Raw genomic sequence first — 19,820 nt, 5'->3', positions numbered from 1 at the left:
AATCCACGAAATAGGCAAAGTCATGGAATAACGTGGAAGTTAATCCACGAAATAGGTGTAGTCATGGAATAAGTCTGTAATTAATCCACGAAATGGAGCAAGTCATGGAATAAGTCTGTAATTAATCCACGAAATAGGCAAAGTCATGAAATAACGTGGAAGTTAATCTACAAGAAGATAGAATTTGGAATTTTTCTCTTTTGAAGTTATATTTTTAAATTATTTTTCTCCTTTTGTGTAGCTTCTGTAAAGTTTAATAAACTCGTGTAAACATAGTCTTAAGTCTTAGTTAATAACCTGTTTATTCCTTTCATAAAAGTTACAATATATTTAACATTAACAACGTAATAGATTAACAATTTGATTTTAAAGGATGGATATAATATGAAATTAACTACAATTGGATTAGGATACATTGGATTACCGACATCGATTATGTTCGCAAAGCACGGCGTAGACGTATTAGGGGTTGATATTAATCAATCAGCAGTTGAAAAGTTAAATCAAGGACAAATTCATATAGAAGAACCAGGCTTACAAGATGTTTATGAAGAAGTTTTAGCAACAAATAAATTTAGAGCAAGTTTAACACCAGAGAAGGCGGATGCTTTTATCATAGCTGTACCAACACCTAACAATAATGATGAATTTGAATCTTGTGACATCTCACTTGTAATGGGCGCAGTTAAATCCATCGTTCCATTTTTAGAAAAAGGAAATACGGTTATTGTTGAATCAACTATTGCACCACGAACAATGGACGATCATGTTAAGCCATATTTAGAAAGCCAAGGATTCAAGATTGGAGAAGATATTTATTTAGTACATTGTCCTGAAAGAGTATTACCAGGCAAGATATTACATGAATTGATTCATAACAATCGAATTATTGGAGGTATCACTGAAAATTGTATTGAGGCTGGAAAAAGAATCTATGGCGCATTCGTTCAAGGTGAAATGATTGAAACAAATGCCAAAACAGCTGAAATGAGTAAATTGATGGAGAATACTTATCGAGACTTGAACATTGCCCTCGCAAATGAATTAGCGATGGTATGTAATCATTTGGATATTAATGTATTAGAAGTTATTAAAATGGCAAATAAACATCCAAGAGTTAATATTCATTTACCGGGACCTGGTGTAGGTGGCCATTGCTTAGCAGTTGATCCATATTTCATTATTGCGAAAGATCCAGAGACAACAACTTTAATACAAGAAGGTAGACGTATCAATCGTGCAATGCCTCAATACGTTATTAATGAATCTAAAAAAATAATCAATCATTTAGGTGGTCATAAAATAGTCGTATTTGGTTTAACTTATAAAGGTGATGTAGATGATGTGAGAGAGTCACCTGCATTTGATATTTATAATGATTTACGCAATAATACTGATTTTGAAATTACTACTTATGATCCACACGTTAAATTAGATTTTGTTGAAAAAGATATTACTGAAGCTGTAAGAGATGCGTCACTCGTGTTAATACTAAGTGATCATTCAGAATTTAAAGCTCTAGAAGATAAAGACTTTAGTACGATGAAAGACAAAATTATATTAGATACTAAAAATGTAGTGAAGAATAATTTCAAAGATACAAAATACTATAACTACGGTAATTTATTCAAATTTGAAATCGAAAATAAAATGAAATTAAAAGTACAATAGGTGTGGTTTAAATGAAATTTCAATTGGTACAGGATCATCATATAGAAATGATACAAAGTAGTTTGGAAGGATGTTGTGTATTTACAGCATGTGAAAACATTCCCCTCTATAACAATCAAGAATGTAATCATATTAGTAAATTTGCAAAAAAATTTCATAAATATTATGTTACAGGACATTTAAATAACCGTTTATTAATGTTAATGGATAACAATGAAACATATATCGCAAACATCGATGATTTTGAGCTGTTGATTTATTCTAATATACCAAATCATTACTATAGTTTGAATTCAAATTATCTGACACACATATTAAATGAAAATAGTGTTTTATCTATATTAAATGAAGTAGACGATCAGAACATAGAAGAAGTGTTGATGCGACATTTTTATGAGCTGAATATTGTGAGAAACGAAGTTTATAAAGAAAGTTTGCATAAGTTATTAGGGCGATCTATCGATACGTTGGATCAATATATAACTTTAACAAATCACTATGAAAAGTTACTCAAATCTTATCAAAATTTAAGATCTTCAAAATTAGGTTCTATGCAAATTAAAGTATGGGAGGCTAAGAAATGAAAATTCAAGAATGGATAAGAGAGTTAAAGCGTCCTATCAGTCATTTTGAAGGATACAATGTTGATAAGAAGAATTTGGAATCACAACAACTCCAATTAAATCATTACTTAAATCGTATTAATCAACATAGTTATGCAGTTGGAAGTGAAATTAATCAAGACAATATGTTCAAGGATTATATTCAATATCAAAAAGAAGTTAGCGCTAATAACAAATCATTATTCAATATTGAAGATATATCTGAAACGAATTTAAATCGTAAAGGTTACTTTAACAAAAAAATCGGTATTATATGTGATGAATTTTTGTATAAATCATTAAAGTCATCGTGCAATTTAAATTATATATCGATAGACGATGAAATAAGGGATATAGATGTTTTTATGGTTGTATCTACATGGAAAGGTCTTGATGGTACTTGGCAAGGAATTACTAATGTTGGAAGTACGATATACAATCGATTAATTGAAAAGATTAGTGTTTGTAAATCAAAAAATATACCGGTGATTTTCTTTTCTAAAGAGGACCCAATAAATTTTCGAATTTTTGAAGAAATTGCTGGAGAAGCTGAATTCATCTTTACGACAGATAAGGGGAGTATACCAAACTATCAAGATAAGTATCCTCATATTCCTGTGCAATTATTGCAATTTCCAATAGATCCACATGTACATCATCCAATTAATATTCAACCACTATCAAATAGAAATGTTATTTTTGCAGGTTCTTGGATGAAGAAGTATCAAGAAAGATGTCAGGATGGAAAGCTATTATTCAATGGTGTTGTAAATTCGCCATCGTATTTCACTATTGTGGATAGAAATTTTTATCTTGATGAAGATCAATACCACTTTCCGGCACTTTATGTACCGTATATTGTGCCTAAAGTAGACCATGACATATTAATGAAACTGCATAAGAAATATCCATTTTCATTGAACTTAAATACGATTAAATATTCAGAAACGATGTGTGCAAATCGTAATTTCGAACTACAGGCGATGGGTTCGTTTTTATTTTCAAATTATAATATGTTCGTTAATAACACATTTCCTCAAATTCAAATGATATTTGAAGAAGTAGATGTTGAACGTACATTTAATTTACCCTCATCATTGTTAGAAAGAGCTCGCGCACAATCTATACAAAACATGATGTGTCATTATACAAATGTCCACTTTATGGAAGAGGTGTTAAATACCTTAAATGAGGTTATAGAACCAATTCAACAACCTGAAATTACAATTGTGACGACAGATGTTGAAAGAATGGATGCACATTGGCAAACATATCCTAATATAACGGTGGTTGAACATGGAGAAACGATAAATTCAACGTACTATACTTATTTCACTGAACATGTATACGAAGCCGACTACTTAGCAGATTTAATGAGTGCATTTCAATACGTTGATGCTGATTTTATTACAAAAGGCGTGACAGATTACGATTATACAGATAAGTATAATGATCGAGGGCTTACGCTATTTAAGCAAGGAAATTCGATTAATAAAGGCTTTAGCATAATGGACACATTCGTAGATGAACAACCATTTGTTCTAAATAGTACAAATGAAGAAAAATTATTAAGCATTATTATACCTGTATATAACAATGGCAGTCATCTTGAACATAAATGTTTAAGATCGATATTGAGGAATCCTGATTTAAATTATTTTGAAATTATATTAGTCAATGACGGCTCAACAGATACATATACGATTGCACAATTGAATCGTATAGAAAGACTATTTCATTTTATAAAAGTTGTCCATTTAGAAACTGCTTCGGGTAGTGCATCTAGGCCACGAAATATCGGCTTAGATTATGCAACTACGCCATATGTTACGTATTTAGATCCTGATAATGAGTGGATAGGGACAGGCATCAATGACTTATTGAGAGAAATAAGAGATGATAATACATTAGATATTGTGGTCGGGAATATGTTGAAAGTCAATGAAGAAAATACAGTGACACATCATTATTATCAACATGTCATAAATAAAATGCATACAGATTATATTACAAATACAGTTGAAATGCTTAAAGTTACTGGATTGAAAACAGCTAGCATACAAGCAATGATTGTCAAAAAATCATTACTAATTGATCATCAAATAAAAATGGTAGACGGTGCTATTGGTCAAGATTCATTATTCTTTCTAGAAATGATGCATTTTGCAAAAACAGCCAAAATCATAGATAGCACTGTACATGTTTATTATGCAGCTGTGAGCTCAAGTGTTACAAATCGCATTTCAAATCGATTTTTTGATAAATATTTAATCATGGAAACTGCACGTATCCAATTTTTGAAAAAGCATAAATATATGGATACATACATGAAAGTTAGATTTAACTTCTATATGAAAAACTGGTATTTAACCCGACTTAATAAAGTGAGAGATAATAAAGAGCGCGCGGTGACATCATTTTTAAAGTTATATCATTTGTATGATAACTTTCCAAGACCGAAAGATAATGAACTAGAAGCGGCAATTAAACAATTAGAAAAGTGAGTGTTCATCATGTCATATTTATTAATCACCAACACATATCCTAATAAACATAAAATCTATGCAAATGCATTTATTCATAGAAGAGTTAAAGCATATAAGGAAAATGGATTAGATGTAAAAGTTGTAGTATTTACTACAGCAGTAAAAGAAGATGAAATATATGATGGTGTACATATTATGTATATGGATGAGGCGCAGCTCTTCAACCATCTAACATATAATACATATACAAAATTATTATTTCATTTTATCAATTATAAGATGTTTGCAGCTGTTGAACATTTAGAAACGAAACCGGATATCGTCGTTTGGTTACACGGATTTGAAGCTGAAACATGGTATACGAGATATTATAATTTCTTATCCAGTAAAAAGAATTTAGATGCCGTGTTACAAAAAAAAGATGATTACTTTGACAAACAACGCAAATTTTTAAGACATCTTATGACGAGAAACGATATAAATGTACAATTTATTTACGTTTCAAATGCATTTAAAACGTTATATGTAGATCCTAACGTCGGTGTCAGTCCTAAAAATTATAATATTATTCCTAATATTGTCGATGCAGAAATGTTTCCTTATAAGCAGAAAGATGCTGAAAGTCGATTTAATATTATTTCTATTCGTCCATTTACTGCAAAGAACTACGCAAATGATATTACGGTAGAAGTGATTAAACAATTAAAATCGAAGGCATATTTTAATAAATTAACATTTGATTTGTATGGAGATGGTCCGCTTTTTGATTCTATTACGAAACCCATTAAACATTTTAAAAATGTAACTTGCCATAAACAATTTGTACCGCAAGATGAGATTACATATTTACATGAACGTGCAGGGATATATCTTGGCCCAACACGTCATGATTCACAAGGTGTTTCTTTGAATGAAGCTATGAGCTCAGGCTTAGTCACAGTATCTAATGATATAGGTGGCGTGAGCGAATTTATAGAGCATAAAAGAACAGGTTTATTAGCACAAAGAGATAATGTGGAACAAATGGTTGAATATATAGATATATTAATTAAAAATCCAGACATATTTTTACTTTTAAGTGAAAATGCAAGCGTTGATATTCAACTAAAGACAGGTAAACAAGTCGTGATAAAAAGAGAATTAGAGGTGATTTTAGATGACTGAAGCGGTAGATTATAAAAAAGCTTATCAATATTTGGAATTGCAAATTGAAGATATGATGCTTGAAACTCAAGCCTTATTAGACAATAACCCTGCGACATTACGAATTGATAATATGAAAGCTAAACAAATAGATACTCAATTAATTGAGGTCATTATCAGTAGTTCAGGTGAACATATGAAATATGCAGTATATGTATATGAAAAAGGCAGTTCAATACCAATCGAAAAATTCATGTACCAAGAAAAAAATAATTTCATCATTCAGTTAATGCCTGGAAAATATATTATTAAAGGATTTGTTCAACAAAATGGTGAAGAAAAGGTTACAGAATCTGTATCTGTCAAGGTTCATGAACGATAGGAGGGTTAAATTTGTATCATATCCAAATTTCAAAAATTATAAATGTCATATCAGAAGAGACCATTATTCAACTTGATATTCAACAGCATCACCAGTTAATTTCTTATGATCGTTTACTTGATGAATTGACTAAAGATCACCATGTTAACAAAGTTATTATCCAGATTAAATCACAATTCAATGAGAACTATGCTCATGCATTGTTGTCTGTTATTCAATCTCTTCATTCAAATGTGAGTGTAGATATTAAATTGCATACACCTGATATCGTTAGATTAAATCTCATAGAATGGATACAAAACGTCACAAATGTAATGACTTTGAATTATATCGAAAATGAAAATGAAGTTTTAGAATTAAAGTTTTTACCGAAACGATATTCTATTAATGATAATAATGATTTTGAATTATATATTCAACCACAATTATCAAAGTACGCACAACATACACATGAAAGTTATAATCAATTGCTTTATCATTACAAACAATTATTAAATGATTATCAAACTTTATATGGGTGTTATTTAAAAACATTTAAAGATAGACAAGGTTTTGCTACACAACTTATTAAATTTAAAAAGTCAGCGTGGAAATATAAGAAGATCGTGTTAGAAAATGAAAAGCTATTAAAATCTGCAAATGAATTAAAGAAAGCACAAAGTTTTGTAAATAACCAAAGGATAAAAAAAGGGATTAAAAAGATAATGAAGGTGACTAAATATGACTAAAACACTTCAAAAAATAGAACCTTATGAATCTCGAGTATTAAAAGAAAAGCCGATGACAAATAAATATAGTATATTGAGTAATTTGGAGTCACAAGGCGAAGAAATACCCGGACAATCTTTAATCCAAGTGTTAGATGAGAAAACGGATCAATCAATATTGTTATCTAACCAGAAGTTAGTAGACCAAGTCATTTATATTGTTACGAACAAAGAGATACTTGAATCTGAGATATTCCAAAACCTAATTCAATCTTCTCATGCAAGATTTATTTTCCAAGAAAATATGAACATATTAAACTCGATACGCGCGGCATTGAAATTTGTGTCTTACTCATATGTAAGTATTCAAACAGAAATATCATCTATAGAACAGTTAGATAAAGAACAGTTAAATCCATATTCAAAAATTGTTTATGTCTGTCACAATCAAGCATATATACCGACATTTTTACTCAAACAATTACCACTGAATTATAATTTAGATCAATACGCATTAACATTTGTAGAAAGTTGTTTGAACAGTACAGCTGGTGTAAGTGTTATAAAACTTAAAACAGCATTTGCAAAATCTTTAAACGCCATTAAACATACTGATGAGGTTGATGAAGTATTAAGAACAATTGAATCAATTTATAAAGAAATTCACCATGAATCATTTGATGTTTATAAGCATTTTTATGCAAATCAATTGATAGATTTATTAAACAACTACATACAAACACACCAGAACGAAGAACAAGAAATATTAAATAAAATATATCAGCAATTTGAAGTATTTAATTACGCCAAGATCAATCAAGGTAAAGCCACTACACTTGTTATTGCATATTGTTTTCCACCATTTATGGATACAAGTGGTAACGTCATGGCCAAAAGAATTGCACAGGAACAAGAAATTTGTGATGTTATTTCAAATGATATGTCACGAATTCGTTCTAAAGATTTAAAGCTAACTAAAATAAGTGAAAAGTACATCGATGCTCATTATTTATTAAAAGCAAAACAAGCTTTCTCAAGCTGGGAAAGTATAGAAGGATTCATGGATGAAGGTCTAGACATGTTTAACAACACAACTAAATCCTATCAAACTATATATTCAAGAGCGATGTTTCCACAATCACACTTTTTAGCTTATGAAATTAAATTGACTGAACCGACTCTTAATTGGAGGGCTGAGTTTTCAGATCCATTACATTCAACGGTAACGAGTGAAGTAAGATATAGCCCAATAAAGGACGAAGCTTATATTGAACGAATAAAACAAACTTTGAAACCTGAATATCGCGAATTAGTAGATGACAATGTATTTAATTGTTGTGAATTAATGGCATTTTCACATGCTGATGAACTTATATTTACTAATGCGCACCAATTAGAGTATATGCTAGAAAGGTTTGAGTCTGATGTAATTAGAAACTCAGTGAAAGAACGTGCAATTATTTCAAGACATCCAACACCTAATAGTCATGAATATTATCAATATATAACAGCATATGAAGTATTTCCTGAAATGGTCAATCTAGGATATTTTGGCAATTTTTATTCAACAAGAGGTTTTAGAGAAATAGAATTGCTATGTAAATATTTAACACATAAAGGTGTAGAAAACTTTAGAATACATTGCTTTACGAATATCACAAAGCAAGTAAGGCTAATGCATCAAAGAAGTGATTTCAGAAAGTATATAAAGCTAGCGCCATATGTAGGTTATTATGAGTTTTTAAATATAACGACGCAATTCGATGCACTTATCCTATATGATGCCCATACAAAAGGAATTAAAAATGTAAATCCATATATACCTTCTAAGTTAAGTGACTATAAAGGAAGTGGAAGTAACATTTGGGCATTTGTAGAGAAAGATAGTGTTATGTCTAAAGACAACAATATCATTAAAACAGAAGTGACAGATTATGAACACTTCATCGATGGATTTAGAAAAATTGAAAACAATATAAACAAACGTATTCCAACTAATTAATGCTAGAAGGTCATAACATTGAGAGAATTAATCCTTATTATAATTGAACAATTTAAAAACATACCTAAAATATATAAACTCGCAATCTATAGTATGAAAAAAGAATATGCCAATCATTATTTAGGTGTTTTTTGGAATATTATTCAGCCCTTGTTACAACTGTCCGTATATTATGTCGTATTTGGATTAGGACTTAGAGGGGGCGGAAATAGTATGGTGGTGGGTGTGCCTTTTATCATACATTTAATTTCTGGCTTATTCCCTTGGTTATTCTTATCTCAAGGAATTAATGCAGGTGCAAATGCGATAATGGGTAATATGAGTTTGTTGTCGAAGATGAAATTTCCATCATCGGTGTTTATTTCTATTTCCTTAACGAATAATGTCATTAATTTAGTAATCACGTCATCCATTTTATTTGTTATTTCAGTTTGGAATGGTTATGTACCATACTGGCATTATTTATACTTTCTATACTTTTTAGTGGCTTCAGTCGTACTTATATTTGGCATATCGTTAATTATGAGTACGTTAGTTATTATAGTGAGAGATACTAAAAACTTATTACAAAATATTATAAGAATGCTATTTTTCATGACGCCAATATTTTGGGCAATGGAAGAAGCACAAGGTATCTTAAAACATATCGTAAGTTTAAATCCACTTGGCTACTTAGTTGGTATTTATAGATTAGCATTTGTACATGGAAGTGCGAATACTTATGGTGAGTGGCATGATCATGTATATTTTTGGATATTCACATTGATTGTGCTCTTAATTGGTGCAATCGTTCATACACATTTTAAAAAGAAATTATTAGACTACCTCTAGGAAGGTAATAAATATGAAAATACTTATGATTACACAAAATTTTTATCCGGAACTAGGTTCTGCAGCGAATAGAATGAAAGTCATATTTAAACATTTAATCAAAAGAAAGCACGATGTGACTGTTATTACGACAGAACCAACATATCCTAATCAGGCTCTTTTTGAAGATAGGAGCTACTTTGATGATGAAATGTTAAATCAATATGAAGGTTATAAAATCATTCGATTGATTATGAGAGGCAAAAAACAAAATAAAATAATCATAAACCGCTTGTTATATTATTTTGAGCAGTATATAAAGTTGAGAATATTTTTGAATAGACATAAAGATGATTATGATTGTGTTTATGTTACATCGCCAAATATATTTCTTGCATGGGCTACTTTATTCTTTAAAAAGAAAGATTTGACATATATTTTAGAAATTAGAGATTTATGGCCAGATAGCGTTGATCAAATTAAAGGCATTAATATTACGTTTCTCATGCCTCTACTAAGATATCTAGAAACAAAAATGTATAATGCAGCTGATAAAATTGTTGTTAATAACAAATCATTTATACCGCATATTAGAAATCAATTAAGAACAAATAAACCAATAAAATTCATCCCGAATGGACTTGAAAAAGAAGAAATTAAAGATATGCAAAAATACAATGACTTTACTGTAATATATTCAGGTAACATTGGATACGCACAAGATTTATCGAAAATTATTCAACTTACGAAAAGTTTAAATGATCAACACATAAATGTCATGATGATTATATATGGTGTTAAAGCTGAAGAATTTCGAAAGTCAGTAGCGCAATTGAAATATGTAACAATTAAACCTGCAATGTCTCGTCAAGATTGTTTAACTGAAATTAGTAAATGTCATGTATCATTATCTATTCTTGAAGGCAATGACATATTCTTGAGTGTGTTACCTGGTAAGATCACGGATGCGATAGGTGTTGGTACATTACCAGTGACAAACATTGGGGGACATGCAAATGAAATGATTAATAACGAACAACTCGGAATTGCGATTGAGAACGCACAAGTCGATGCATTATTAACAGAAATCGAATATTTAAAAAACAACAGAAAACAATACGAAAAATTACAGCAAAATACAAAACATTTCAGAAATGATAACTTGCTATGGGAATCTAATATTGTAAAGTTAGAGAAATTTTTAAAAGGGGAGATGTAACATGCCAAAACCTTATAAAATTAAATGTGAAAATATTTCAAAAGTATATGATCTGAATACAAACAAAAAACAAAAATTATTATCTCTTTTGACATTTGGCAATTTTTATAAAGCATCACCTTTTTATGCACTTTATAATATTGATTTTGAAGTAGAGCAAGGTGTTTCTGTCGGAATTATAGGACTTAACGGTTCCGGTAAATCCACACTTTCCAACATATTAGGTGGTGTTGTTCAGCCAACGAGTGGTATAGTATATTCAGAACAGCAACCTTCATTGATTGCTATCGGTGCAGGGTTAAATCCGGAATTTACAGGTATAGAAAACATACAATATAAATGTCTTATGCACGGTCTGACACAAACGGAGATTAATGAGCGTATCGATGATATCATTGCTTTTAGTGAATTAGATGATTTCATCTTTCAACCACTTAAATCTTATTCATCCGGAATGAAGTCAAGATTAGGCTTTGCAATCGCAATTCATACGGACCCAGACATATTAATAGTAGATGAGGCTTTGTCAGTTGGTGACGAAACGTTCTCAAACAAATGTATTGTCAAAATGCGAGAACTTCAAACTCAAGGTAAAACTATATTTTTCGTATCACATTCAGCATCACAAATTAAAAGTATGTGTGATAAAGCGATGTGGATTCATTATGGGGAACTCATCGAATATGGGGAAGTGAATCATGTCGTTGCAAGATATAATACATTTATTAGAGGATTTAAAGCACGTAATAAAGAAGGACAATTGCAATATAAACGGAAAATGATGCAGTTACAACAAAAACGTGGTAGTGAAATGATTAAGTTGGAAAATGAAAAAGTTCCATTTAGCACGTTAAGTGTTTTAACTTTGTTAATTGCAGCATTTATCATCATGATAAAAATTCAAATTGGATTATAAGGAGTATTCAATTATGAAAAAGGTGACAATGTTTGTTTGGAATCATTTTACAAATGATGCGAGAGTAAATAGAGAATGTACAACACTATCGGATAGTGGATATCATGTCGATTTAATTGCAATTAATGATCCGAAAAATCCAATGATAGAAAGTTTTGAGCAGATTACAGATCGCTTTAAAGTTCATAGAGTTAAGCGATATCCTTGGATATTACAAGCTTATCAAGATCATGGAAAGAAGTTTTTACTGATAGTTGCTGGTGTACAAATTGCGATTATTCCTGGACTATTCTATTTGAGTTTTACTATAATGGCAGCTTACTTAATGGCACTATTACTTGGTGCTAGTTTGATTAAAGTACGTAAATTAAGAAAATGGTTTGTAAATGGTGCGATAATTACGAGAATGATAGCAAAAGGATATATTCAGAATGCTGATATTTACCATGCGAATGATTTAAATACATTACCACAAGCTATCATTTGTTCAAAACTAAGATTCAAACCGAAGCCACTTATATATGATAGCCATGAAGTACAATCAGATAGAACGGGATATAACAAAGAAAAGATTAAATTAATTGAATCATTTATGATTAAATTTGTAGACCAAATGATTGTTGAAAATCATACAAGAGCTAAATATAACGAAAAAATTTATGGATTTTATCCGAAAACACTTTATAATTACTCAGAAAAATTCGATATAAATACTAAACCCAAAATAAATCTACATGAATTAGCAGGTATTCCTAAAGACGAGAAAATTTTACTTTATCAAGGTGGATTACAAGAAGGTAGAGGTTTAGAATTATTAATAAAAGCAATGGACGACATTAAACAAGGTCACTTACTATTTATTGGAGCAGGTAAATTAACAGAGCCTTTAAAGAAAATGGCAGCAGAATCGAATGAGTATCACAGGATTCATTTTTTAGATAAAGTTCCTTTTCAAGAACTACCATCGTACACTAGAGAGGCATATGTCGGTTTTCAAGTACTGCAGAATATTTGTTTTAATCATTATTCAGCAAGTTCAAATAAATTATTCGAATATATGATGGCGCATGTGCCTGTTATCAGTTGTGATTTCCCAGAAATTAAGAAAGTTGTATGCGATACTGAAACGGGTTTAGTTGTGGACTCGCACAATTGTAGTGAAATAGCACAAGCAGTTAACAAAATAGTAGAAAATGAAACGTTAAGAGAAACGTTCAGTGAAAATACTAAACGAGCAAAAGAAATATATAATTGGAACAATGAGAAGGCAAAACTTTTAGATATATATAACTTACACGCACCTTTATCCAGTGCAGATTTTCAAATCAAACAAATTTAATAAGCATAATAAATTTGTAGGAGCATATTTATAATATGTTCCTTTTTATAATACACAATTAATTTCTTGAAATTAGTTCACAACTTGTATTTTATAATTGGAGGTATTACAATAGATAAGTTAATTAATAAAGATCTGTTATAAAGGAGTTATTAATAAAATGTACATAGAAAAAGGAATAAAACGGGTATGTAATTTTATAGAAGCGGGAAATGATAGAGATGGCATGATGCTTTTAAGAGATATTGAAGCAAATGTAATGAGATATGATTTTGAAATTATGGGAGACGGGTTCAACCAATTCGCAAGTATATATGTATCTATGAAAAATAGAAAAAAAGCGATTGAAATGTACCAAAAAGCCATTCTATATTATCGAGAAATCGGTAATCAAGATAAAGTTAAAGATATAAGTGAAAAGTTTGAAAACCTGATCTTATAAACAACATTCTATAACGATATAGAGAAATTATTTTCTTTATAAAGATAGACAAGCGCCTTAGAACATAATAAAAAAGAGGACCTCGCGTATAGCGAAGTCCTCTTTTTTATAATCTTAGTTACATGTGTGAACTATGTCCACCAACCATAACCCAATAAGTACCGATTATAACACAAAGTGTAATAATCACTGCGAATAGTACTTTAAATGCAGTTGCACGTCCATCTGGACCTTCTGTTAAGTGCATAAACATTAATAATTGAACTAGTGCTTGTATAAAAGCAAATCCTATAATAATTGATGTTCTAACTTGTAGTGTCATGCCAGTGTATAACATAACGTAAATTGCTAACAATGTTAATACAATAGAAAAGATTAATCCGATTGTATGTGTTAAGACTGTTTTACTCATGATCCACTCACCATCCCTACAAGGTAAACTAGTGTAAAGATAAAGATCCATACAACATCAAGGAAGTGCCAATATAAACTTCCAATAAATACTTTTGGTGCATTATGTTCGTTTAATCCACGTCTTGCTATTTGAATAAGAACACCTGTAATCCAGAAAATACCTACAGTAACATGGAGACCATGTGTACCAAGTAGAATAAAGAATCCTGACCAGAATGATGCTAATTGTGGTGTAACGCCTTCTTGTACGTAATGTGCAAATTCGTAAATTTCAAAGCCAACGAATCCAGCACCAAGTAACAAGGTGATAAACATCCAAACCATCATCATTTTTACATTTTCTTTACGCATGTAGTGTACACCGATACCACAAGTATAACTACTTACTAATAATAAGAATGTCATAATCATAACTAGCGGTAATTCAAAAAGTTCAGGTGTTTCAAATCCACCGAAAGAACCACTTTTTTGTAAAACTAAGAATGTTGCAAATAAAGTACCGAATAACGCTACTTCAGCGGTAAGAAAGACCCAAAATCCGAGTTTATTTAATTGTCCTGTTTCGTTAACAGTATCAATTGTTTGGTGCTGTTCTTTACTCATCTTTATTGTCCTCCTTTACCTCTAAATCTTCTTCACGTAATTTACGTAATTTTTCTTCATTTTCAGCTAATTCTTCAGCATGTATATGATAACCGTAATCTTGTTGGAAACTTCTCCAAATCATACAAGCTAGTATACCAACACCGAAGATAATCGCTGGAACATATGTTTCAAATACTAGGAAGAATCCACCGCTTAAGAAACAAACAGCCATCCAGAATCCTATGTGTGTATTATTTGGCATATGAATATCTTTATAATTTTTGTTGTCTGTGTAATGTTTTCCTTGTTCTTTCATTTCTACATATGTTTCAGTATCATACCATTCTGGTGTGATAGCAAAGTTATAGTGAGGTGGGATAGCAGAAGAAGTAGCCCATTCTAATGTTCTACCTAAACCATCCCAGTTGTCGCCAGTTGTTTCACGTTTTGCTTTACCGTAACTATATACTACGTTCCAAACAAGTGCTAAGAAACCGATTCCCATTAAGAATGCCCCAATAGTTGAGATAAAGTTTAATGAGAACCAACCATCTTCTGGTACATATTTGTATAGACGTCTTGGCATACCATCTAAACCTAGTAGGAATTGTGGTAAGAAACAAATGTTAAATCCAAGTGTAAATGTCCAGAATAACCATTGATTAATTTTTTCATTCAATTTGTATCCAAACATTTTTGGATACCAGAATATTAAACCTGCGAAACAAGCAAATACGACACCAGCAATAATTACGTAGTGGAAATGTGCCACTAAGAAATAAGTATTGTGATACTGATAATCTGCTGCTGCCATTGCAAGCATTACACCAGTTACACCACCAAGTGTAAAGTTAGGGATAAATGCTAAAGCAAATAACATTGGTGATTCAAATGAAATTCTACCTTTGTAAAGCGTGAACAGCCAGTTGAATATTTTCACACCTGTTGGTACTGCGATTAGCATTGTTGAAATTGAGAAGAATGAGTTTACTAATGCACCATTACCCATAGTGAAGAAATGGTGAACCCAAACTAAGAAACTCAAGAATGCAATACCACAAATTGCCCATACCATACTTTGATGTCCAAACAGACGTTTACGTGCAAAAGTAGGGATAATTTCTGAGTAAATACCGAATGCTGGTAATACAAGAATATATACTTCAGGGTGACCCCAAACCCAGAAGAAGTTAGCCCATAACATCGGCATACCACCATCAGCTAATTCAAAGAAGTGTGTGCCCATTAAACGGTCAAATGTCATTAAAGCAAGTGCAACCGTTAAAATAGGGAAAGCTAAGATGATTAATAGTGATGTGATTAATGTTGTCATTGAAAACATTGGGATTTGCATAAATTTCATTGATTTAGTACGTAATTTTAAGATAGTAACAAAGAAGTTAATACCTGTCATTAATGTACCAATACCTGCAATTTGAACTGCTATTAAATAATAGTTTACACCAGTACCAGGACTGAAGTCAGTTGCAAGTGGCGCATAGTTTGTCCAACCTGCAGCTGGTGCACCACCAAGTACGAATGAAATATTAAATAATCCCATACCTGCTGCAAACAACCAGAAACTTAAGTTGTTTAACATAGGGAATGCAACGTCGCGCGCACCAAGTTGTAAAGGCACGACGACGTTAATTAATCCGATTAAAAATGGCATAGCCATAAATAAAATCATAATAACACCGTGAGTTGTGAATATTTCATTATAGTGTTGTGATTTTAGTAAAGTATTGTCTGGTGTCATTAATTGTAGACGAATAAGCATCGCATCTACGCCACCACGGAAGAACATGAGTATTGCTGAAATGATATACATAATACCGATTTTCTTATGATCGACTGATGTTAACCATTCAGTATATAACCAAGTCCATTTCTTATAATAAGTGAGTCCACCAACGACACATATACCTGTTAAAACAAGTAGTACTTGTGCCATAGTGATCATCCAGTCACTTTGTACGATAAATTCTTTCCATGGAAAATTCATTACTTGTCACCTCCATGGTTTTCATGAGAAGACTGCTTATCTTTCTTTTCATCGTCAGATTTAGCGTCTTTTTGAATTTTTTCCATTTCGTCCATATGATGTTTTTCTTCTTTTTTGAATCCACTATCATATTTTTCGTTATTTTTAAGAATCATAGGCTTCATACCATGACGCTCATAGTTAGGGTTAGTAACTGTTACTTTTCTACCAGGTAATACTGGCTTTTCAGTTACGCCTTCACTTTCGTCATAGAAGTTAGGGTCTTTCGGCTCATAACGGAACCTCTTATATGCATGGAAGATATATTCCGGATCTGAAGCTGGATCTACAAATGCTAGATGTGTGCCACTAAACGTTAGCTCTTGATTCTTTGTTGTTGGTAATAATTGATGATCGAATGTATCTTGATCAATTGTTTTGCGTTTTTGTGATTTTGAAACCCATTTATCGTAATCTTTTTGGCTTACAGAGTTTACATTAAATGTTTGTCTTGAGAAACCTTCACCATTGAAGTTAGAGTTTCTACCTTTAAAAGTACCAGTCTCATTGGCTTGTAACGACCAATCCATCGTCATACTTGTCATAGCGTATTTTTGACCGCCTAATTGTGGAATCCAAAAACTAGTCATGTTATCCATTGATTGTAATTTGAATAACACTGGTCTTCCTTCAGGAATTGTAACGTGATTCACAGTTTCAATTTTTTCTTCAGGATAGCTAAATATCCATTTAAATCCAGCACTTGTAGCATAAATTACAACTGGATCTTCTTCTGATTTAGGTGGTTCCTCATAAGAATATAGTGATTTAATTGTTGGAACAGCTAATATCACTAATATAATAACAGGAATAATAAACCAAACTGCCTCTAAAACAAAATTGTGATGCATTGAACCTGATGTTGCATTTTTTGTTTTTCTATATTTAACAATAAATACTAAAAACAAAATTAAGACCACTGCGACAATGAAAACCATCATTATAATTGAAAAGATAATTAAAAAATGTTGATCTTCTGCCATGGGTCCTTTGGGGTTTAATACTTCTAAATTTGAACAACCACTAAGTAATATACCTAATGTTGACATGAGAAGCATTGACTTTAACTTTGCCACGTTTTTTACCTCCCAATATTTATATACCTATATATATGGCTAGAAGTTAATTTTAAAGGATTTAGCCATATTTACAAGACGATGAAAGTTGCTGAAAGCGTTATTTTCAGTTATACCTCTGTCATTCCTTTGATATGACGGTGTTCTCACTAAATGTTAAATTTTTGTGTATTTTTTAATTTTGTTCTTAAAAATTCGAAAATGGTAAAAAAGTGATATTTTGTGATTAATTTGTTGCAATAATAACTTGAATAAAATTTATAATTTTGAATATTATGTCAATTATAATCGATATGGCAACATTTTGATAATAATAAGAAGTTGATAAATTTTTTATATTTAGTAACTACAGTAATTAATTTAATTAGATGAAGAATTCTGTATTGAAACAAAAATAAGCATACCACTTTAAAACTGAACAATCAGTTAAGTGATATGCTTTATTACGTTATTAAATTGATTTTATTTTACTGTGATTGTTCTACCATAAGCTGCAATATGTCCGTCTTTATCTGATACTGCATAACCGATTCTGTATTCGCCAGGTTTGTTCGTGTTTATTTCGCCACTAGTCACAATTTCAGAAGTTAAATCTTTACCTGAACGATCTTTAGCTTTAACATCTTTCATTATATCGAAAGAGTTACCTTTATTAATTGTTACATCTTTAACACCTGATAATTCTGGTTTAGGTGAAAGGTCTGCATCATTTACATATACGCCACGTTTATAAGTATAGTAATAGCCATCTGAATCTTTCACATGGTAAGTAATATATTGTAAGCCTGTTTTAGATGTATCGATTTCACCTTTAACCGTTACTTTTTTCGTAATATCGCCATCTTTTTTATCAAGTGCTTTAACACCTTTCATTGGGTCAAAGTTATCTCCTTGATAAACTAGGTCTTTAGTAGGAACTGTGATAAGTGGCATGTTCTTATCTAAATCATTTTTAGAAGTAGTTTTGTTTGAAGCTACTTCAGGTTTTTTGTTTTTAGTTGTTTTATCATCTTGTGCTTTATCTTTTGAACCATTTAATGAACCTTCTTTAACAACATAAACATAATGCCATTTCGTTCTATATGCTCCATCAGAGTCTGTTACTTTATATTGAACTTTATATTTGCCTAATTTTGAAGTATCAACTTTACCAGTAACTTTAATATCTTTTGTTAAGTCGCCATCTTCTTTATCAAAAGCTTTAATTCCTTTAAGTAAATCATAATCTGCGCCTTTTTCTACTACGTCACCTTCCACACCTTTAATTTGAGGAAGACTATTTCCCGTTGCTTGAGCAGTTAATGATGGTGTAACTAAAGTTGCTGAAACACCTAGCACTGTTAATGATTGTAATAATTTATTCATCATAATTATGTACTCCTTTGTTGTAAGTTATAAGGTATGATACCATTTGCGATACTTTATTACCTTATTTATTCAAATATTATCGTAATCTTGTCACAATTACATCGACCTTTAGACCGATATCTATATTGAAGGGGTATAAAGTGTACCATTTTGTGTATTTTTAGGTAAGATATCTTTGAGGCTATATTTATCTAATGTTAATAAATATTCTTGTAAAGCTTTGTTGAGGATAATTTGTAATCCACAATGTGAGGCTAGGGGGCAAGTATTTGTTTCCATATTGAAACATTCAACTAATTCGAAGTGTTCTTCTGTTTTTCTAACAAGTGAACCGATGTTTATTTCATCCGGACTTAAATTAAGTGAGATGCCACCATTTCTCCCTCTTACTGAATTAACATATCCTAATTTTACAAGTTGATGGACAATTTTAGTGAGGTGGTTTTTCGATATATCATAGAAATTTGCAATTTCTTCTATTTGAGATTGTTTATTTTGTTGGGCGAGATACATGAGAACTCTTAATGAATAGTCAGTATACTGAGTAAGTTTCATTTACGGATTCCTCCTTTAATATACTAATTATACTCAAATATACGTATAAAATATAGTGT

General features: G+C 31.0%; 17 protein-coding genes and 2 pseudogenes. 12 read left to right on the top strand and 7 right to left on the bottom strand.

Features of this window, described 5'->3' with window-relative positions; translation table 11 throughout:
• Positions 1-384: 384 nt before the first annotated feature.
• The 12 genes from CD111_RS05510 to CD111_RS05455 all read left to right on the top strand — a co-directional run bounded on the left by CD111_RS05510 (position 385) and on the right by CD111_RS05455 (position 13,719).
• The gene (locus tag CD111_RS05510; RefSeq protein ID WP_095088765.1) at positions 385-1,671 is read left to right on the top strand and encodes a nucleotide sugar dehydrogenase; all 1,287 of its coding nucleotides are present in this window, start codon (positions 385-387) and stop codon (positions 1,669-1,671) included.
• An 11-nt stretch (positions 1,672-1,682) separates the two neighbouring features.
• Positions 1,683-2,255 (top strand): hypothetical protein, encoded by a 573-nt coding sequence (locus tag CD111_RS05505; protein ID WP_095088763.1) that lies wholly within the window; start codon positions 1,683-1,685, stop codon positions 2,253-2,255.
• Complete coding sequence (locus CD111_RS05500; protein WP_095088761.1) at positions 2,252-4,777, top strand: glycosyltransferase; 2,526 nt, start codon at positions 2,252-2,254, stop codon at positions 4,775-4,777. Before CD111_RS05505 ends, CD111_RS05500 begins: the two co-directional genes overlap by 4 nt.
• Before the next feature lie 9 nt (positions 4,778-4,786).
• Complete coding sequence (locus CD111_RS05495; RefSeq protein ID WP_095088759.1) at positions 4,787-5,923, top strand: glycosyltransferase family 4 protein; 1,137 nt, start codon at positions 4,787-4,789, stop codon at positions 5,921-5,923.
• A complete protein-coding gene (locus tag CD111_RS05490) occupies positions 5,916-6,284 on the top strand; it encodes a hypothetical protein (RefSeq protein ID WP_095088757.1) in 369 nt (122 codons plus the stop codon). Before CD111_RS05495 ends, CD111_RS05490 begins: the two co-directional genes overlap by 8 nt.
• Positions 6,285-6,295: 11 nt before the next feature.
• On the top strand, positions 6,296-7,012 hold the full coding sequence (locus CD111_RS05485) for a hypothetical protein (RefSeq protein WP_095088755.1): 717 nt from the start codon (positions 6,296-6,298) through the stop codon (positions 7,010-7,012).
• On the top strand, positions 7,005-8,993 hold the full coding sequence (locus CD111_RS05480) for a hypothetical protein (RefSeq protein WP_095088753.1): 1,989 nt from the start codon (positions 7,005-7,007) through the stop codon (positions 8,991-8,993). The genes CD111_RS05485 and CD111_RS05480 overlap by 8 nt, the downstream gene beginning before the upstream one ends.
• Before the next feature lie 18 nt (positions 8,994-9,011).
• The gene (locus tag CD111_RS05475; protein ID WP_229726501.1) at positions 9,012-9,824 is read left to right on the top strand and encodes an ABC transporter permease; all 813 of its coding nucleotides are present in this window, start codon (positions 9,012-9,014) and stop codon (positions 9,822-9,824) included.
• Between the two features lie 13 nt (positions 9,825-9,837).
• On the top strand, positions 9,838-11,022 hold the full coding sequence (locus CD111_RS05470; RefSeq protein WP_095088752.1) for a glycosyltransferase family 4 protein: 1,185 nt from the start codon (positions 9,838-9,840) through the stop codon (positions 11,020-11,022).
• A 1-nt stretch (position 11,023) separates the two neighbouring features.
• Positions 11,024-11,938, top strand: a complete 915-nt coding sequence (locus tag CD111_RS05465; protein WP_095088750.1) for an ABC transporter ATP-binding protein — start codon at positions 11,024-11,026, stop codon at positions 11,936-11,938.
• A gap of 13 nt (positions 11,939-11,951) precedes the next feature.
• On the top strand, positions 11,952-13,277 hold the full coding sequence (locus CD111_RS05460) for a glycosyltransferase (protein WP_095088749.1): 1,326 nt from the start codon (positions 11,952-11,954) through the stop codon (positions 13,275-13,277).
• A gap of 160 nt (positions 13,278-13,437) precedes the next feature.
• Positions 13,438-13,719 carry a hypothetical protein gene (locus CD111_RS05455; RefSeq protein ID WP_095088748.1) on the top strand — a complete coding sequence of 94 codons (282 nt, stop codon included), beginning with the start codon at positions 13,438-13,440 and terminating at the stop codon, positions 13,717-13,719.
• A 118-nt stretch (positions 13,720-13,837) separates the two neighbouring features.
• On the opposite strand, the gene qoxD is transcribed toward CD111_RS05455, so the two are convergent.
• From qoxD to CD111_RS05425, 7 genes and pseudogenes are all read right to left on the bottom strand, one after another.
• On the bottom strand, positions 13,838-14,131 hold the full coding sequence (gene qoxD, locus CD111_RS05450; protein WP_095088746.1) for a cytochrome aa3 quinol oxidase subunit IV: 294 nt from the start codon (positions 14,129-14,131) through the stop codon (positions 13,838-13,840).
• The gene (gene qoxC, locus CD111_RS05445; protein WP_095088744.1) at positions 14,128-14,736 is read right to left on the bottom strand and encodes a cytochrome aa3 quinol oxidase subunit III; all 609 of its coding nucleotides are present in this window, start codon (positions 14,734-14,736) and stop codon (positions 14,128-14,130) included. The genes qoxD and qoxC overlap by 4 nt, the downstream gene beginning before the upstream one ends.
• Positions 14,729-16,723, bottom strand: coding sequence for a cytochrome aa3 quinol oxidase subunit I (gene qoxB, locus CD111_RS05440; RefSeq protein ID WP_095088742.1), 1,995 nt, complete (start codon positions 16,721-16,723; stop codon positions 14,729-14,731). The genes qoxC and qoxB overlap by 8 nt, the downstream gene beginning before the upstream one ends.
• The gene (gene qoxA, locus CD111_RS05435; RefSeq protein WP_095088740.1) at positions 16,723-17,838 is read right to left on the bottom strand and encodes a cytochrome aa3 quinol oxidase subunit II; all 1,116 of its coding nucleotides are present in this window, start codon (positions 17,836-17,838) and stop codon (positions 16,723-16,725) included. Before qoxA ends, qoxB begins: the two co-directional genes overlap by 1 nt.
• Positions 17,839-18,300: 462 nt before the next feature.
• Positions 18,301-18,726 (bottom strand): annotated as a pseudogene (locus tag CD111_RS12740) (immunoglobulin-like domain-containing protein); the annotation flags it as partial.
• 180 nt (positions 18,727-18,906) lie between these two features.
• Positions 18,907-19,203, bottom strand: a pseudogene (locus tag CD111_RS12735) (immunoglobulin-like domain-containing protein); the annotation flags it as partial.
• A gap of 123 nt (positions 19,204-19,326) precedes the next feature.
• Entirely contained in the window at positions 19,327-19,761 is a 435-nt protein-coding gene (locus tag CD111_RS05425) for an RrF2 family transcriptional regulator (protein ID WP_095088736.1), read from the bottom strand.
• Between the last annotated feature and the right edge of the window lie 59 nt (positions 19,762-19,820).

This window comes from Mammaliicoccus stepanovicii (genome assembly GCF_002902525.1).
Lineage (GTDB): Bacteria > Bacillota > Bacilli > Staphylococcales > Staphylococcaceae > Mammaliicoccus > Mammaliicoccus stepanovicii.
Note: the sequence above shows the minus strand (reverse complement) of the source record. Positions and strands in the feature narration are given on the sequence as shown.

Coding starts and splice junctions, on each gene's coding strand:
- CD111_RS05505 (WP_095088763.1), top strand. CDS start 1,683: ATGAAATTTCAATTGGTACAGGATCATCATATAGAAATGATACAAAGT.
- qoxC (WP_095088744.1), bottom strand. CDS start 14,736: ATGAGTAAAGAACAGCACCAAACAATTGATACTGTTAACGAAACAGGA.
- CD111_RS05425 (WP_095088736.1), bottom strand. CDS start 19,761: ATGAAACTTACTCAGTATACTGACTATTCATTAAGAGTTCTCATGTAT.
- CD111_RS05490 (WP_095088757.1), top strand. CDS start 5,916: ATGACTGAAGCGGTAGATTATAAAAAAGCTTATCAATATTTGGAATTG.
- CD111_RS05495 (WP_095088759.1), top strand. CDS start 4,787: ATGTCATATTTATTAATCACCAACACATATCCTAATAAACATAAAATC.
- qoxD (WP_095088746.1), bottom strand. CDS start 14,131: ATGAGTAAAACAGTCTTAACACATACAATCGGATTAATCTTTTCTATT.
- CD111_RS05465 (WP_095088750.1), top strand. CDS start 11,024: ATGCCAAAACCTTATAAAATTAAATGTGAAAATATTTCAAAAGTATAT.
- CD111_RS05455 (WP_095088748.1), top strand. CDS start 13,438: ATGTACATAGAAAAAGGAATAAAACGGGTATGTAATTTTATAGAAGCG.
- CD111_RS05480 (WP_095088753.1), top strand. CDS start 7,005: ATGACTAAAACACTTCAAAAAATAGAACCTTATGAATCTCGAGTATTA.
- CD111_RS05510 (WP_095088765.1), top strand. CDS start 385: ATGAAATTAACTACAATTGGATTAGGATACATTGGATTACCGACATCG.
- CD111_RS05460 (WP_095088749.1), top strand. CDS start 11,952: ATGAAAAAGGTGACAATGTTTGTTTGGAATCATTTTACAAATGATGCG.
- CD111_RS05500 (WP_095088761.1), top strand. CDS start 2,252: ATGAAAATTCAAGAATGGATAAGAGAGTTAAAGCGTCCTATCAGTCAT.
- qoxB (WP_095088742.1), bottom strand. CDS start 16,723: ATGAATTTTCCATGGAAAGAATTTATCGTACAAAGTGACTGGATGATC.
- CD111_RS05470 (WP_095088752.1), top strand. CDS start 9,838: ATGAAAATACTTATGATTACACAAAATTTTTATCCGGAACTAGGTTCT.